Source organism: Georgenia sp. EYE_87, from assembly GCF_023148685.1.
Classification (GTDB): Bacteria; Actinomycetota; Actinomycetes; order Actinomycetales; family Actinomycetaceae; genus Georgenia.
In genome coordinates, this window is the sequence record NZ_JAHXNL010000003.1 from 236,726 (window position 1) to 249,636 (window position 12,911).

Below are 12,911 nucleotides of genomic sequence, written 5' to 3' on the forward strand. Positions count from 1 at the left end.
GGCTACCGCCGCCGCGGCCGCGGGTGGAGGAGCTCGAAGCGCTCGAGCACCACGGGCATGTCGGGGGCGAAGGTGCGGCCCACGCGGGCGAGGGCCGCGGTGAAGTAGGCGTCGTGGTCGCGCCGCCACGCCGCGAGCGACCCGTCGCCCTCCCCTTCGGCGGCGGCGTGCTCGGCGGGCACCTTGTCGAAGGGCACGACGTCGACGGCGACGGTGCGCACGAGCGCCCGCGGCTCTCCGGAGCCGTCGCAGACGATCGCGAGGTCACCGGGCTCGGGCAGGGGCTCGCCGTCGGCCTCCCACTCCCAGCGGGCGCTGGAGGTCGCCGTCTTCCTCCCGGCCAGGACCAGGCCGAGCAGCTCGTCGGCCATCTCGGCGCTGTCGCCGAAGGACCACGCCGGCGGGGTGAGCGACTCCGTGGCACCGACCCCGATGACGGAGGCGAGCCGGGTGAGCCCGGCGACCTTCCGGGCCTCCGCCCAGAACAGCTCGAGGGCGTCGTCGCTCGGCGCGGTGGTCTCCATGGCTGCAGTGTCCCAGGCGCGGCCCCCGTCCGGGGCCGGGGCGCCCCGGGTCAGCCGGCGTACCGCGCCTCGAGGAAGGCCCGGACGTCCCGGAGGGTGTCCATGGAGATCCCGTGGCCGAGCCCGGGGTAGACGTGAGATGTGAGGTCCGTGTGCTCGGGCAGCCACTCGTCGGAGCGGGCGACGAGGAACGGTGCGATGACCGGGTCGGCGGCCCCGCGTGCGTAGAGCACGGGCGGACGGCGAGCGGCCAGGACCTCGTCGCCGGGCAGGTCGCCGGGCGCGAGGAAGCCGGAGAGGATGACGACGTGGTGGGCGGCGTCGGGGTCCTGCCGCAGGACCTGGAGAGCGACCGCGCCGCCCTGGGAGAACCCGAGAAGCCCGACGGCGGACGGGGCCTCGTCGAGCCCGGCCAGCCACTCCCGCACGGCGGCGGCCGCGGCGTTCGTGCCCTCCTCGCGGAGCCGGTCGGTGGTGGGCGTCTGACGGTGGCCGAGCTCCCCGGCGAGCTCGCCGTCGAGGGGGAACCACTCGTACCCGGAGCGGTTGGAGCCCGGGGCGCGCAGCGAGGCGACGACGGCGTCGTCCGGCAGGTGCGGCACGAGGCCGAACAGGTCGCGCTCGTCGGAGCCGTAGCCGTGGAGGAGGACGAGGAGCGGGCGCCCGGCCCGGCTGCCGGCCGGGGCGGACCACCGGACGGCGTCGTGGTCGATCGTGAGGGACATGCGCGGGGATCTCCTGGTTGCTCGGGAACGGCTCGGCACGGTCGCTGCCGGGCAGGTCAACCATTCCCGACCGCGCAGATATTCCGCCGTCACCGGCGGCGTTCCCGGCTACAGCTCCCGCTCCCGGTGGGCGACGGCGAGCAGCGTCGCGCCCGCGAGGACGAACGCGACGACCATCACGCCGCCCATGGCGAGGACCGATCCGCCCAGCACGCCAGACAGCGGCGCGCCGAGGGCGGCCATGCCGAACTGGGAGGCGCCGATGAGGGCGGCGGCGCTCCCGGCGTCGTGAGTCTGACGCGCCAGTGCGATGCCCGGGATGGCGGGGATCAGCATGCCGATCGCGCCGATCGTCGGCAGCAGCACCACCAGCAGCGCCCACAGCCTCCCGGGGCCGGTGCCGACCGTGAGGGCGACGGCGACGATGCCCACCGCGCCGCCCAGGGCCACGGCGAGCGCGGCGCCCGCGATGCGCGTCCCCCGGGCTCGTCCGAGCAGGAACCCGGTGACCTGGGTGCCGAGCGTCACGGTCACCGCGCAGACCCCGAACAGCACCCCGAACTGCTGGGCGCTGAGGCCGTAGGTCTCCTGGAAGACGAACGCCGAGGCGGTGACGTAGGTGAACTGGCCCGCCATCGCCAGGCCGGCGACCAGGACGAGCCCGAGGAAGGTGCGGTCGGCGAGCAGCGTCCGGTAGCTCCGGGCGGCCGAGCGGGTGCCGCCGCGGCGCCGCAGCTCGGCCGGCAGCGACTCCGGCAGGACGAGCGCCACGAGCACGACGAGCACCGCCGCGAGCGCGGCCAGCACCACGAACAGCAGCCGCCAGGACCCGACGAGCAGCAGCTGGGAGCCGAGCGCCGGCGCGAGGACGGGCGCCACGCCGACGACGAGCATCAGCCGGGAGATCGTGCGCCCGACGGCGATCCCCTCGGAGGTGTCGCGCACGACCGCGAGCGCGATGACCATCCCGGCCGAGCCGAGCAGGCCCTGGAGCAGCCGCAGGGCCAGGAGGAGGGTCACGTCCCCGGCGGCGGCGATGCCCAGGGAGACGAGGGCGTAGCCGCCGTAGGCGACCATGAGCGGCGCCCGTCGTCCTGCGGCGTCGGAGAGGGAACCGAGGACGAGCTGGCCGATGGCGATGCCGACGAGCGCCGCGGTCATCGTCAGCTGGACCTGCCCCTGGCTGGCGCCGAACTCGCGAGAGATGACGGGGAAGGCGGGCAGGTACAGGTTGATGGTCAGCGGACCGAGGGCGGTGAGGGCGCCGAGCAGCACGACCAGCGGTCCGCTGGTGCGCCGCGCCTCGCCGGTCATCGCAGCAGCGTACGGGGCGGTCAGGTTCATCGAGGGTGCCTGACCCTGGCCGCCCGGACGCGGCTCCGCCGCCCGGCCGCCCGGGCCGACGCAACGCGATCGGCCGCCCGGGCGGGCGCAACGCCATCGGCCGCCCGGGCGGGCGCAACGCGATCGGCCGCCTGCACCGCTGCGGCGCGAGCCAGCCGACCCGCTGGGACGCGAGCCGCCGTCCGCCGCGCTGCAACGAGATCGAGGTTCTGGTCAGCGAGAGCGACTCTGGGAACCAGAACCTCGACCTCGTTGGCGCTGGTCCCCCGGGCAGGGCTCGCGCCGGTCGCCTCAGCGGTCGAGCACACCGAGGGACGCCTGCCCGGCCGAGGCACGTGCGGACGCCGCGGCGACCCGCGCGCGGGCGGCCTCGACGCCCGCGGACCGGGCGCGCAGGTGCCCGGCAAGGCGGGCGCGCAGGCTCGGCCGCCGGACTATGCGGTCCGGCTGCTCACGCAGCAGGCGCGCCAGCTCGGCGTTGGCGAGGGCCTCGTCCAGACGGATGCGGCCGATCACCTCGTGCGGGTGCCCGACGTAGGGCTCCATGGGGATCTCTCCTTCGTTCGTGACGTCGTCGTGCAGATCGGGAGTTCTGTGAGGCCGTCAGGCGCGGTGAGGCCGCCGGTACCGTGAGGTCGTCAGGCGGCCCGCCGGAGCGTGGCGGCGTCCTCGAACCGGTCGTCGCCGGGCGCGCCGACGTCGGCCGGGCCGGCACCGCGGAGGCGCGGCGTCGAGGACGGGGCGGTGTCGGCGGAGCGGTCGTCGGCGCGCCGTGCGCCGGCGACGCTGACTGCGTACCCGGCGTAGGCGAGCACCAGCAGGACCCAGACCATGTGTGCGAGTTCCATGGCAGGAATCCTGCTATCGGCGATCGCCTGCCACCAGTGGCAGGAATGCCGGTTCCCATCGATTTTCTGCCAATGTTGTGCGAGGATGGATCCGTGATCAGCGACGTGGTGGTGATCGTCTACGACGGCGTCTCGCCGTTCGAGCTGGGCGTCGTCTGCGAGGCGTGGGGCGTGGACCGCACCGACATGGGTCTGCCGACGTTCGACCTCGCCGTCGTCACTCCCGAGCCTGGGCAGGTCCGCACGTCGATGGGCTTCGAGCTGCAGGTGCACCACGGCCTGGAGCGCGTGCGGTCGGCCGACCTCGTCGTCGTCCCGGCAGTGCCGCGCCACGCCCCCGTGCCGTCCGAGGTGCTGGACGCCCTGCGCGAGTCGCACGAGCGGGGCGCCCGCGTCATGTCCGTGTGCTCGGGTGCGTTCGTGCTCGGCGAGGCGGGCCTTCTGGACGGCCGGCGGTGCACGGCGCACTGGATGCAGACCGACGAGCTCGCGGCCCGCTTCCCCCGCGCCGAGGTGGTGCCCGAGGTCCTCTACGTCGACGACGACCGGGTCCTCACCAGCGCGGGCACCGCCGCCGGCATCGACGCCAGCCTGTACCTGTGGCGCGAGGAGTTCGGCGCCGCCGCGGCCAGCCTGGTGGCCCGCCGCATGGTCGTCCCACCCCAGCGCGAGGGCGGTCAGGCCCAGTTCATCGACAACCCCGTGCCCCAGTGCGACGGCGAGACTCTCGGCCCGGTCCTGACCTGGATCGTCGAGCACCTCCAGGAGGAGCTGCCCGTCGAGGAGCTGGCCGCGCGCTCCGCCATGTCCCCGCGCACGTTCGCCCGCCGCTTCCGCGCCGAGACCGGGACGACGCCGCACGCCTGGATCACCACCCAGCGCGTGCACCGCGCCGAGCAGCTGCTCGAGCAGACCGACCGGTCGGTCGACCAGATCGCCGCCGACGTCGGCTTCCTCAACGCCGCCACGCTGCGCCACCACCTTCGGCGCGTGCGCGGCCTGAGCCCTCAGCAGTACCGTCGCCGCTTCCGCACCGGCCCCCGGCGCGAGACGGTCCAGGCCGGCGCCTGACCCGACCCGTGTCCGCGCCCACCTGTCGACCCGAGGTCACCGGGCGTCGGTCCCTGGGCCCCACTCCTGGTGCCTCTGTGCCACTTCCATCCCGCACGAACAGGCCGGCTGCGTCACAGAGCGGACGGAGGAACAACCGCCAGACGTGCGTCCTGCACGCCGTTCTTCGTGGGTGAGCCCTCCCTTCCGAGAGGGACCAGAAGAACCGACGGCGCACATCGGTGACAATGGGGGATCGTGAGCAAGGACCGGGACGACGTGACGACGACGCAGGCTGCGCCGTCGGGGCAACCGACCGGTGACGCACGCACCGACGACAGGACGCGCACGGAGGGTGACGGCCGCCGTCGGCGAGGCCCGACGGGCGATGCCCCGCGAACCGACGAGGGAGCCCGTACGAGCGGCGGTCGCCGGCGTGGTGGACGCCGTGGCGGTCGACGTCGCCCGGAGGGTGAGCCCGAGCGGCGCACGGACCAGCCGCCTGCCCGCGAGCTTCGTGAGGGCGGACCGCGCGACGGCGAGCGGCCGAACGGGGATCGCAGTGAGGGCGAGCGGCGTGGGAGGGGCGGCTTCCGCCCCTTCACCGCAGCGCAGCTCGAGACCCGCCGCGCCGCGCTCCCCCGCATCACGTACCCCGAGCAGCTGCCCGTCTCGGCACGCCGGGAGGAGATCGCGGCCGCCATCCGCGACCACCAGGTCGTGATCGTCGCGGGCGAGACCGGGTCCGGCAAGACCACCCAGATCCCCAAGATCTGCCTCGAGCTCGGCCGCGGGATCACCGGGCTGATCGGGCACACCCAGCCGCGACGGATCGCGGCTCGCACGGTCGCCGAGCGCATCGCCGAGGAGCTCGGGGTGGACCTGGGCGGCGCGGTCGGGTACCAGGTGCGCTTCACCGACCAGGTCTCCGCGACCACGCTGGTCAAGCTGATGACCGACGGCATCCTGCTCGCCGAGGTCCAGCGCGACCCGCTGCTGCGCCGCTACGACACGATCATCGTGGACGAGGCCCACGAGCGGAGCCTGAACATCGACTTCCTGCTGGGCTACCTCGCCCAGCTGCTCCCGAGGCGCCCGGACCTCAAGCTCATCATCACCTCCGCCACCATCGACTCGGAGCGGTTCGCCGCCCACTTCGGCGTCCGCGAGGGCGGCCGGACGGACGGCGAGCTGCTGCGCCCGGCTCCCGTGGTGGAGGTCTCGGGACGCACGTACCCGGTCGAGGTCCGCTACCGCCCCCTGGTGCCCGACACCGATGAGGAGGACGACGGCGAGGAGCCCGGCTCCGCCGTCGGGAAGGGTGGGCGGCCCGGGCCGCGCGCGGAGCCGATCGACCAGGTCACCGGCATCACGATGGCGGCCGACGAGCTGATGGCCGAGGGACCGGGCGACATCCTCGTGTTCCTCTCCGGCGAGCGGGAGATCCGCGACACCCACGTCGCGCTCGCCGAGCACCTCGGCCCGCGCTACCTCGCGCCGGGCACCGCCCGGGGGTCCGGGCACACGCTCGACGCCGTGGAGATCGTGCCGCTGTACGCGCGGCTGTCCTCGGCGGAGCAGCACCGCGTCTTCGAGCACCACACCACCCGCCGCATCGTGCTGGCCACGAACGTCGCGGAGACCTCGCTGACCGTGCCCGGGATCCGGTACGTCATCGACCCGGGCACCGCCCGCATCTCCCGCTACTCCAACCGCACGAAGGTCCAGCGCCTGCCCATCGAGCCGATCTCGCAGGCCAGCGCCAACCAGCGCTCGGGCCGCTGCGGGCGCGTGGCCGACGGCATCGCCATCCGCCTGTACTCCGAGGCCGACTACGCCTCGCGGCCCGAGTTCACCGAGCCGGAGATCCTCCGCACCTCCCTGGCCTCCGTCATCCTCCAGATGGCCGCCCTGAACCTCGGCGACATCGCCCGGTTCCCGTTCGTCGACCCGCCGGACACGCGGGCCGTGCGCGACGGCGTGCAGCTGCTCCACGAGATCGGCGCCCTCGACCCGGAGGCGAGCGACCCGCGCAGGCGGCTCACCGACGTCGGCCGCCAGCTCGCCCAGCTGCCCATCGACCCGCGGCTGGGGCGGATGCTGCTGGAGGCGCAGCGCAACGGCTGCGCCGCCGAGGTCATGGTCATCGTCGCGGCGCTGAGCGTGCAGGACGTGCGCGAGCGGCCGGCCGAGCACCAGCAGGCCGCGGACGAGAAGCACCGCCGCTTCACCGACCCGACGTCGGACTTCCTCGCCTACCTCAACCTCTGGCGCTACCTGCGCACCCAGCAGCGCGACCTGTCCGGCTCGGCGTTCCGGCGCCTGTGCCGGGCGGAGTTCCTCAACTACCTGCGCGTGCGGGAGTGGCAGGACGTGGTCGCCCAGCTGCGCCAGCTGGCGAAGCCGCTGGGACTGACGATGAAGCCGATCGCACTGCCGCACGAGGGCGACATCGCGGCGACGGCGGAGAAGACGCAGGACGGCCGGCCGGACACCGCCCGGGCGGTGGTGGCCGTGGGTCGGTCCGCGGACGCGGTGAGCGCCGACGCCCTGCACCAGTCCCTGCTGGTCGGGCTGCTGTCCAACCTCGGCTCCTACGACGAGCGGCGCCGGGAGTACGCCGGCGCGCGCGGCACACGGTTCGTGGTCTGGCCCGGCTCCGGCCTGGCGAAGAAGACGCCCGCCTGGGTCATGGCCGCCGAGCTGGTGGAGACCTCGCGGCTGTTCGCGCGCACGGTGGCGCGCATCCAGCCCGAGTGGGTCGAGCCGCTGGCGGCGCACCTGGTCAAGCGGTCCTACTCCGAGCCGTACTGGTCGACCAAGCAGGGTGCGGCCATGGTCAAGGAGAAGGTCCTGCTGTACGGCATGACCCTGGTCGCCGACCGCAACGTCCTCCTCGGCCGGCTCGGCGACCTCCCGCTCGGGGACGTCACGGCGCGCGAGCTCGCGCGCGAGATGTTCATCCGCCACGCCCTGGTGGGCGGCGAGTGGCGCACCCACCACGAGTTCTACGCTCGCAACCGCGAGCTCCTGGCGGAGGCCGGGGAGTACGAGAACCGGGCGCGCCGCCGCGGGCTCGTCCTCGACGAGGACGGGCTGTTCGACTTCTACGACGAGCGGATCCCCGACCACGTCGTCTCGGCCCGGCACTTCGACTCGTGGTGGAAGAAGGCTCGCCGCGAGGACCCGGACCTGCTCACGTTCACGATGGACCTGCTGGTGCCGGACGCCGGCGCGGTCTCCGGGGCGGACTTCCCGGACACGTGGCGCCAGGGCGACCTCACCCTGCCGCTGACCTACCAGTTCGAGCCGGGCAGCCACGCGGACGGCGTCACCGTGCACGTGCCGGTCGAGGTGCTGGGGCGGCTGCGCCCGGACGGCTTCGACTGGATGGTGCCGGGCCTGGCTCTCGAGCTCGCCACCGCGACGATCCGCGCGCTGCCCAAGAAGACCCGTGTCCAGCTGGTGCCGGCGCCCGACGTGGCGGCGCAGGTGGTCGGGCTGCTGCCGGTGTGGTCGGAGGTCGCCCCGGCCCCGCCGGGCGCGCCGTCGTACCACGAGGCCTTCGCGACGGCGGTGCGCACGCTGCGCGACGTGGAGATCCCGGCCGACGCCTGGGACGAGGAGAGGCTCCCCGACCACCTGCGCGTGACGTTCCGGGTGCTCTCCGAGCGCGGCGCGGTGCTCTCCGAGGGCAAGAGCCTCGTGGCGCTGCAGCGCGAGCTGGCGCCGCAGACCCAGCACGCCGTCAGCTCGGCCGTGCGCGGCGCCGTGCGGATCGCGATGGAGGAGGCCGCGGCGCGCTCGGGTCGCGCCACGGAGTTTCCCGCCGGGGCCTCGGGCGACGGCGGTCACGGCGGCAGCAGCGGCGGCACCAGCGGCCTCGTGGCTGGATCAGCGCCCGACGGCGGGGCCACCGGCGCCGGCGCGTCCGCCCTGCTGCCCGAGCAGGAGAACCTCACCACCTGGCCCGACGTGCCGGGCGGGGTGATCCCGAAGCAGGTGGAGTCGACCGGCCCCCACGGGCTCGTGGTCCGCGGGTACCCGGCGCTGGTCGAGGTGACTTCCGGCGGGGGCGGCGCGGCGGCGAAGGCCGGTGGAAGGAAGAACGGCGGCAGCAGGAGCGGCACGATGGGCGGGGGTTCCGGCAGCGCCCCGACCGTGGCGCTGCGCGTCCTCGCCGACGCCACCGAGCAGGTGCGCGCCCACCGCCTCGGCCTGCGCCGACTCGTGCTCGGCGAGACCGCCCTGAACCCCCAGCGGATCACCACCCGGTGGACCGGCAGGGAGGCCCTCACCCTCGCGGCCAGCCCGTACCCGAGCACCGACGCCCTGGTCGCGGACGTCCAGCTCGCCGCCGTGGGCGCGCTCGTGGACGGCTGGACCGCCGCCCACGGCGGGCGCCAGGTCCGGGACGCGGCCGCCTACGCCGAGCTGGTCGCCCACGTGCGCACCCTCCTCGAGGAGCACGTGCACCAGGTGATCCGGCAGGTCGTCGCGGCGCTCGACGCGCACCGCGAGCTCGAGGCCACCATCAAGGGCGCCACGTCGATGTTCCTGCTCAACACGCTCACCGACGTGCGCGACCAGGTGGCCAGGCTGGTGCGGCCGGGCTTCGTCTCGGCCACCCCGCCCGAGCGGCTCGTGCACCTGCCGCGCTACCTCCGGGCCGCCCAGCGGCGGATCGAGCGCGCGCAGCAGAACGTGCACCAGGACGCGAACCTCGCGTGGACGGTGGGGGAGCTCGAGGACGCCTACGAGGCCGCCGTCGACGCCTCGGACCGGCTCGCCCCCGACCCGGCCCGGGACGCCACCCTCGAGGAGGTGCGCTGGCTGATCGAGGAGCTGCGCGTCAGCCTCTTCGCCCAGCAGCTCGGCACCCCGGTCAAGGTCTCGGAGAAGCGGATCCGCAAGGCGCTCGCCCAGGTGTAGCCGGACCGCGCGGTCAGGGCTCGAAGCGGTAGCCCACCCCGGGCTCGGTGATCAGGTGCCGCGGCGCGGAGGGGTGCTCCTCGAGCTTGCGTCTCAGCTGCGCCATGTAGACGCGCAGGTAGTTGGTCTCGTCCGCGTACTGCGGGCCCCAGACTGCCTGGAGGAGGTCGCGGTGGGTCACCAGGGCGCCGGTCGCCCTGACCAGCACCTCGAGGAGGTTCCACTCGGTGGGTGTCAGGTGCACCGTGCCGCCCGCACGCTCGACCCGCCGCGTCGCGACGTCGATGGTGAGCTGGCCGGCCCGGACGACGGCGGGCGCCGGTTCCGGCGTCGTGCGCCGCAGCGCGGCACGCAGACGGGCGAGGAGCTCGTCCATGCCGAAGGGTTTGGTGACGTAGTCGTCCGCGCCGGCGTCCAGCGCGGCCACCTTCTCCTCCTGCGCCTCCCGGGCCGACAGGATGAGGATCGGCAGGTCCGACCAGGTCCGCAGCGCCCGCACGACGTTGATGCCGTCGGTGTCGGGAAGGCCCAGGTCGATGATCGCCACCTCCGGGGGGTGCGCGCGGGCCAGCGCCGTCGCCCGGTTCCCCTGCCCGGTCGCCTCCACCTCGAACCCCCGGGCCTCGAGGCTGATGGAGAGGGTGCGGACGAGGGCGGCGTCGTCCTCCACCAGGAGCAGGCGGGTCACCGGTCCGCCACCTCGAGGTCCACCGTCATCGTCAGACCGCCGCCGGGCGTGACCGAGGGGGTGAGCGAGCCGCCCATCGCCTGGGTGAAGCCCTGCGCGATGGCGAGCCCGAGGCCGACGTTCGACCCCTGACCACGGTCGTCGAGCCGCTGGAAGGGCACGAACATCCGGTCCCAGCGCTCGGGCGGCACCCCCGGCCCGTGGTCCACGACCCGGAGGCAGATCCGCTCGCCCCGGCCGCCGCCCGCGCCGCCGTCGAGCTCGGCGGTGATCTCCACCCCGGTGGGGCTGAACCGCAGCGCGTTCTCGACAAGGTTGTCGACCACGCGCTCGAGGAGGCCGGCGTCCGCCCACGCCGGCGGGAAGTCGTCGGGGATGTCCGTGGTCACCGCCCTGGCACGCTCGGACAGCAGCGCCCGGGAGACGACCTCGACGAGCCCGACGGGCCCCGGCCGGACCGTCAGCGCGTCGGACTGCAACCGGCTCATGTCCAGCAGGTTCGTGATCACCCGGCTCAGGCGGTCGGTGGACTCCTCGATGGTGGCCAGCAGCTCGGCGCGCTGGTCCTCGCGCCACTCGACGTCGTCCTGCCGGAGCGTGCTCACCGCGGCCTTGGCGCTGGCCAGCGGCGTGCGCAGGTCGTGCCCGACGGCGGCGATGAGCGCGGTCCGCACGCGGTCCGCGGCGGCCAGCTCCCGCGTCTGGGCGGCCTGCGCCGCCAGGCGCTCCTGGTAGGTGACGCGGTCCCTCGCGGCCAGCTCGACCGTCGCGCTCACGATGACCGCCGCCACGACGAAGACGACGAGCTCGACCACGCTGTCCCGCTCCGCCACGACGAGCGTGTGGTAGGGCGGGGTGAGGAACCAGTTGGCCAGCCCGAACGAGATCGCCGCCGCGAGCAGCCCGGGCGTCAGCCCGCCGACGGCCGCGACCACCACGACGGCGAGCAGGTACAGCAGGAGCAGGCTGCCCAGCGCGAGCTCGCCCCGCGCGGCGACGAGCGCCACGGTGAGCAGCGGCAGACCCGCGACCACGAGCACGGCGGCGATGAGCCGCCGGGCCGGGGAGACCCCGGAGCCGCTGGGGAGCCGCCAGCGAGACCGTGCGGCGACGGGAGCGGGTTCGGACACGCGTCCAGCCTGGCACAGCCTCACCCGGCCTGGACGCCGAGGTTTTAACGAAATCCTGACGGTCCCGAAGGCATTCCGGCGGCGTCGGGCCGACCCGTTCTTCCTATGCTCGAATGGCCCGTCCCGTTCGGCCCCAGCGGCCGCAGGCACGGCGGGACGAGACGACCGGAGAGCGCGAGCACTGGTGACCGACACCCACAGGGCACAGGCCCCGCTCCACCCGGCGGCACGGCCGAGCGCGACGCCGGAGCGAGCGGTCGTCGGCCGCGCGCACCTTCTCGGTCGGCTCGTCAGCGGCCGCCCCGGCCGGCCCGACCCGACGAACCAGCGACGTCGGCGAGAGATCAACCGACGCCGCCCCGTCCAGGTGGTCATCCTGGGCTTCGTGCTCGCCATCGCGGTGGGCACGGCGCTCCTCCTGCTACCGGTCGCGGCCGCGACCGGGGATCACGCCAGCTTCGTCGAGGCCTTCTTCACGGCCGTGTCAGCGATCTGCGTGACCGGCCTCGTGGTCGTGGACACGCCCACCTACTGGAGCACCTTCGGCCAGGTCGTCATCCTCGTCCTCATCCAGATCGGCGGCTTCGGGGTGATGACGATGGCCTCCGTCCTGGGCCTGATGCTCTCCCGGCGCCTGGACCTGCAGAGCAAGTTCGTCGCGGCCACCGCCACCCGGACGGTGAGCCTGGGCGACGTCACCTCCGTGCTCCTCGGCGTGCTGCGCACCACATTGATCGTCGAGGCGACGACCGCCCTCCTCCTCACCCTCCGGTGGTCCCTGGGGTACGACGTCCCCCTCGGCGACGCCGCGTGGCTCGGCGTCTTCCACGCCGTCTCGGCGTTCAACAACGCCGGCTTCGCCCTCTTCGGCGACAGTCTCATGGGCTACGCCGCCGATCCGTGGATCAGCCTGCCCGTCGCGGCCGCCCTCATCGTCGGCGGCCTCGGGTTCCCCGTGCTCCTCGAGCTCTACCGCCAGCACCGCAAGCCCGCCCGCTGGAGCCTCCAGACCAAGATCACCCTCCTCATGACCGCGGTCCTGCTCCCGGTGGGCGCGCTGTTCGTGCTGGTCGCGGAGTGGGGCAACGGCGGGACGCTGGGCCCCCTCAGCCCGCCGGCCAAGCTCCTCGCGGCCCTCTTCCAGTCCGCCACCGCCCGCACCGCCGGGTTCAACACGGTGGACATCGCCGAGATGAACACCGGCACCTGGCTCGGCATGGACGTGCTCATGTTCATCGGCGGCGGCAGCGCCGGCACGGCCGGAGGCATCAAGGTCACCACCTTCACCGTCCTGGCCTTCGCGATCTGGTCCGAGCTGCGCGGGAACCGCGACGTCTCCGCCTACCGGTGGCGCATCTCCTCGGTGACGCTGCGCCAGGCCCTCACGGTCGCGCTCCTCAGCGTCGCCCTCGTCGTGGCCTCGACCATCACCATCGCGATGACGTCACCGTTCACCCTCGACCAGATCCTCTTCGAGGTCGTCTCCGCGTTCGCCACCGTCGGCCTGTCCACCGGCATCACCGCCGACCTCGCGGTCCCGTACCAGTTCCTGCTGACCGCCCTGATGTTCATCGGCCGCCTCGGGCCCATCACGCTGGGCACCGCCCTCGCCATGCGCACCAGGGAGCAGGCGTTCCGCTACCCCGAGACGACCACCACCATCGGCTGAC

10 protein-coding genes are annotated in these 12,911 nt (G+C 74.0%); 3 read left to right on the plus strand and 7 right to left on the minus strand.

The window, feature by feature from the left end:
* Positions 1-2: 2 nt before the first annotated feature.
* The 5 genes from KZX45_RS06830 to KZX45_RS06850 form a co-directional block, all read right to left on the minus strand.
* On the minus strand, positions 3-524 hold the full coding sequence (locus KZX45_RS06830; RefSeq protein WP_248256974.1) for an ASCH domain-containing protein: 522 nt from the start codon (positions 522-524) through the stop codon (positions 3-5).
* Between the two features lie 50 nt (positions 525-574).
* Positions 575-1,249, minus strand: coding sequence for an alpha/beta hydrolase (locus tag KZX45_RS06835; RefSeq protein WP_248256975.1), 675 nt, complete (start codon positions 1,247-1,249; stop codon positions 575-577).
* 108 nt (positions 1,250-1,357) lie between these two features.
* On the minus strand, positions 1,358-2,563 hold the full coding sequence (locus KZX45_RS06840) for a Bcr/CflA family efflux MFS transporter (RefSeq protein ID WP_248256976.1): 1,206 nt from the start codon (positions 2,561-2,563) through the stop codon (positions 1,358-1,360).
* Between the two features lie 321 nt (positions 2,564-2,884).
* Positions 2,885-3,139 (minus strand): hypothetical protein, encoded by a 255-nt coding sequence (locus tag KZX45_RS06845; protein WP_248256977.1) that lies wholly within the window; start codon positions 3,137-3,139, stop codon positions 2,885-2,887.
* 92 nt (positions 3,140-3,231) lie between these two features.
* On the minus strand, positions 3,232-3,441 hold the full coding sequence (locus KZX45_RS06850) for a hypothetical protein (protein WP_248256978.1): 210 nt from the start codon (positions 3,439-3,441) through the stop codon (positions 3,232-3,234).
* Positions 3,442-3,534: 93 nt separating this feature from the next.
* Between KZX45_RS06850 and KZX45_RS06855 the strand changes: the two genes are divergently transcribed.
* Entirely contained in the window at positions 3,535-4,512 is a 978-nt protein-coding gene (locus KZX45_RS06855; protein WP_248256979.1) for a GlxA family transcriptional regulator, read from the plus strand.
* Between the two features lie 237 nt (positions 4,513-4,749).
* The gene (gene hrpA, locus KZX45_RS06860) at positions 4,750-9,423 is read left to right on the plus strand and encodes an ATP-dependent RNA helicase HrpA (protein WP_248256980.1); all 4,674 of its coding nucleotides are present in this window, start codon (positions 4,750-4,752) and stop codon (positions 9,421-9,423) included.
* 13 nt (positions 9,424-9,436) lie between these two features.
* Here hrpA and KZX45_RS06865 read toward each other — a convergent pair whose 3' ends face one another.
* Both KZX45_RS06865 and KZX45_RS06870 read right to left on the minus strand, forming a co-directional pair.
* Positions 9,437-10,111, minus strand: a complete 675-nt coding sequence (locus KZX45_RS06865) for a response regulator (protein ID WP_248256981.1) — start codon at positions 10,109-10,111, stop codon at positions 9,437-9,439.
* Positions 10,108-11,241 carry an ATP-binding protein gene (locus tag KZX45_RS06870; protein WP_248256982.1) on the minus strand — a complete coding sequence of 378 codons (1,134 nt, stop codon included), beginning with the start codon at positions 11,239-11,241 and terminating at the stop codon, positions 10,108-10,110. Before KZX45_RS06870 ends, KZX45_RS06865 begins: the two co-directional genes overlap by 4 nt.
* Positions 11,242-11,425: 184 nt before the next feature.
* On the opposite strand from KZX45_RS06870, the gene KZX45_RS06875 reads away from it, so the two are divergent.
* A complete protein-coding gene (locus KZX45_RS06875; RefSeq protein ID WP_308221712.1) occupies positions 11,426-12,910 on the plus strand; it encodes a potassium transporter TrkG in 1,485 nt (494 codons plus the stop codon).
* Position 12,911: the final 1 nt, after the last annotated feature.